This window comes from Peptoniphilus sp., assembly GCF_034090345.1.
GTDB lineage: Bacteria > Bacillota > Clostridia > Tissierellales > Peptoniphilaceae > Peptoniphilus.
In genome coordinates this window covers 1-2,327 of the sequence record NZ_JAXDSS010000098.1, presented here as the reverse complement: position 1 = coordinate 2,327, position 2,327 = coordinate 1, and the positions used below count along the sequence as shown (strand labels likewise).

Below are 2,327 nucleotides of genomic sequence, written 5' to 3'. Positions count from 1 at the left end.
ATACTTACTATATAAATACTCTCTCAAATATTCAGATGCCTGCATAGGTTGTAATATAATAGACTTTAAATTTTTCACTATATTCAAATTTTCTTCTAAAATCTTTACAATTAAATACCCCCCCATTCCTGCTATTATTATTTCATCCACTTCGTTTTCAAATAAGACATTTAATCCATCCCCTAGTCTTGGATATATGTTAGTAAAATTTTTTACTATTTCCTTACTCTTTAATAATGATGGTTCACTTATATCTGAGCAAACTATATAATCAGATATTTTATTTTCAGATAGAAAAATAGGCACTTGACCATGATCCGTGCCTATATCAGCTATTTTTGAATTTTTTGAAACCATCATTGTAATTGTTTTTAATCTATCAGATAATCTCATTCCAAAAAGTCCTTTAATTTTTTACTTCTACTTGGATGACGTAACTTTCTAAGCGCCTTCGCCTCTATTTGTCTTATTCTCTCTCTAGTTACATCAAATTCTTTCCCAACTTCTTCCAAAGTTCTTGCTCTTCCATCTTCTAAGCCAAATCTTAAAGTTAAAACTTTCTTTTCTCTTTCTGTGAGAGTCTCTAAAACAGTTTCCAACTGTTCTTTTAAAAGAGTAAATGTTGCGGCATCAGAAGGAGATAAGATTTCTTCATCAGGTATAAAATCTCCTAAATGCGAATCTTCTTCTTCACCTATTGGCGTTTCCAATGAAACGGGTTCTTGAGCAATCTTTTGAATTTCCCTTACTTTTTCAACATCTAAACTCATTTCTTCAGCAATTTCCTCAGGTGATGGATCTCTACCAAGTTCTTGAACTAATTGTCTTTGAACTCTTACCAACTTGTTTATAGTTTCTACCATGTGGACCGGTATTCTTATAGTTCTAGCTTGGTCAGCTATAGCACGAGTTATCGCTTGTCTTATCCACCAAGTTGCATATGTCGAAAATTTAAAGCCTTTTGTGTAGTCAAATTTTTCAACTGCTTTCATAAGTCCAAGGTTTCCTTCTTGAATTAAATCTAAGAAACTCATACCTCTACCTACATATCTTTTAGCAATCGAAACTACCAATCTCAAATTAGCTTCTGCAAGTTCTTTTTTAGCTAAATCTTCCCCCGTTTCCATACGTTTAGCTATTAGCACTTCTTCTTCACCGGTAAGCAAAGGTATCTTTCCTATTTCTTTAAGATACATTCTAACAGGATCATCTACACTAACTCCCTTAGGAACTGATAAATCTTCTTTCTTTATATCCTCATCTTCATCTGGTTGATTGGAAATTTCCAAATCTATTTTTTCATCATCTAAAAGTTCTATACCTTCACTTTCAAAATCTTGATATATTTTATCTATTTCTTCACTTTCTAAAGGTATTTCTTCAAGAGCTGAAACTATCTCTTCATAAGTTAAATTACCCTTAGCCTTTCCTATATTTCTCAACCCACCAACAATACTCTCTTTTGAATGAGGTTTATTTATACCATTAAGTTTTTCTGTCATTTTTTAGCCCCCTAGCTAGGAAGATTTAGTTTAAGATTTATCTCTTTTAATTCATCTATCAAACTATTTAATTCTTGCATATCAAATTCTCTATTTTGATCATCTAAAGATTTAATCTTTTCTAATAATTTATCTCTTCTGTCTTCTAAATTATAATGTCTAATTGTCTTTATTAATTCTTTTATAATATCTATGGAGTTTTTTAAATCTATATTCACACTCATTAGTTCAGATAAATAATCTCTGCTTATTAAGCAATTATCTAAAATTTGCTTCTCTATATTTTCTAAATCTGTATCAATATAAAGATTTCTTATTATTTCAAAAGCATCTCGTTCTTTTATTCCACTAAATTCATATGATTCTATACTAGAGTCAATTAAATTAAACAAATTTATATCATGTAACATAAGCGCAATAAGTTGCTTCTCAATTTGTTCACGTGATTTTTTAACACTTAACGAGTTTTGCTCTTTTTTTTCTAGATTCTTTTTTTTAATAAATTGTTCTTTTTTTAATTTGCTTTTAAAATCTCTATTCTTCAACTGGATATAAGATATTATAGACTCAGATTTAATCCCAAACTGTTTTGATATTTTATCAATATAAACATCTCTTTCTATCGGATTTTTAAGTCTAGTTAATATTTCAGAAACCTCAGTTGTAAATCCTACAACACCCTCTGAAGATTCAAGATTCCATCTAGATTTCACCTTTGAAATTTTGTAATCTAAATAACTTATCGCCTTAGAAACTTCCAATTCAAAGTCTAACTTGCCATATTTTTTTACAAAATCGTCAGGGTCCATACCTTCTGTCAATCTT

Annotated in this window: 2 protein-coding genes and 1 pseudogene; all 3 read right to left on the bottom strand. The window is 29.7% G+C overall.

All coding sequences use genetic code 11. The features are described 5' to 3' along the window. A partial coding sequence (locus SOR77_RS08015) for a class I SAM-dependent methyltransferase (protein WP_320636596.1) occupies window positions 1-393 on the bottom strand: 393 nt, incomplete at its 3' end. Beyond that, window positions 390-1,502, bottom strand: coding sequence for an RNA polymerase sigma factor RpoD (rpoD, locus tag SOR77_RS08010; RefSeq protein ID WP_320636595.1), 1,113 nt, complete (start codon window positions 1,500-1,502; stop codon window positions 390-392). The genes SOR77_RS08015 and rpoD, both read right to left, overlap by 4 nt. A gap of 11 nt (window positions 1,503-1,513) precedes the next feature. Continuing rightward, window positions 1,514-2,327, bottom strand: a pseudogene (locus tag SOR77_RS08005) (DNA primase); the annotation flags it as partial.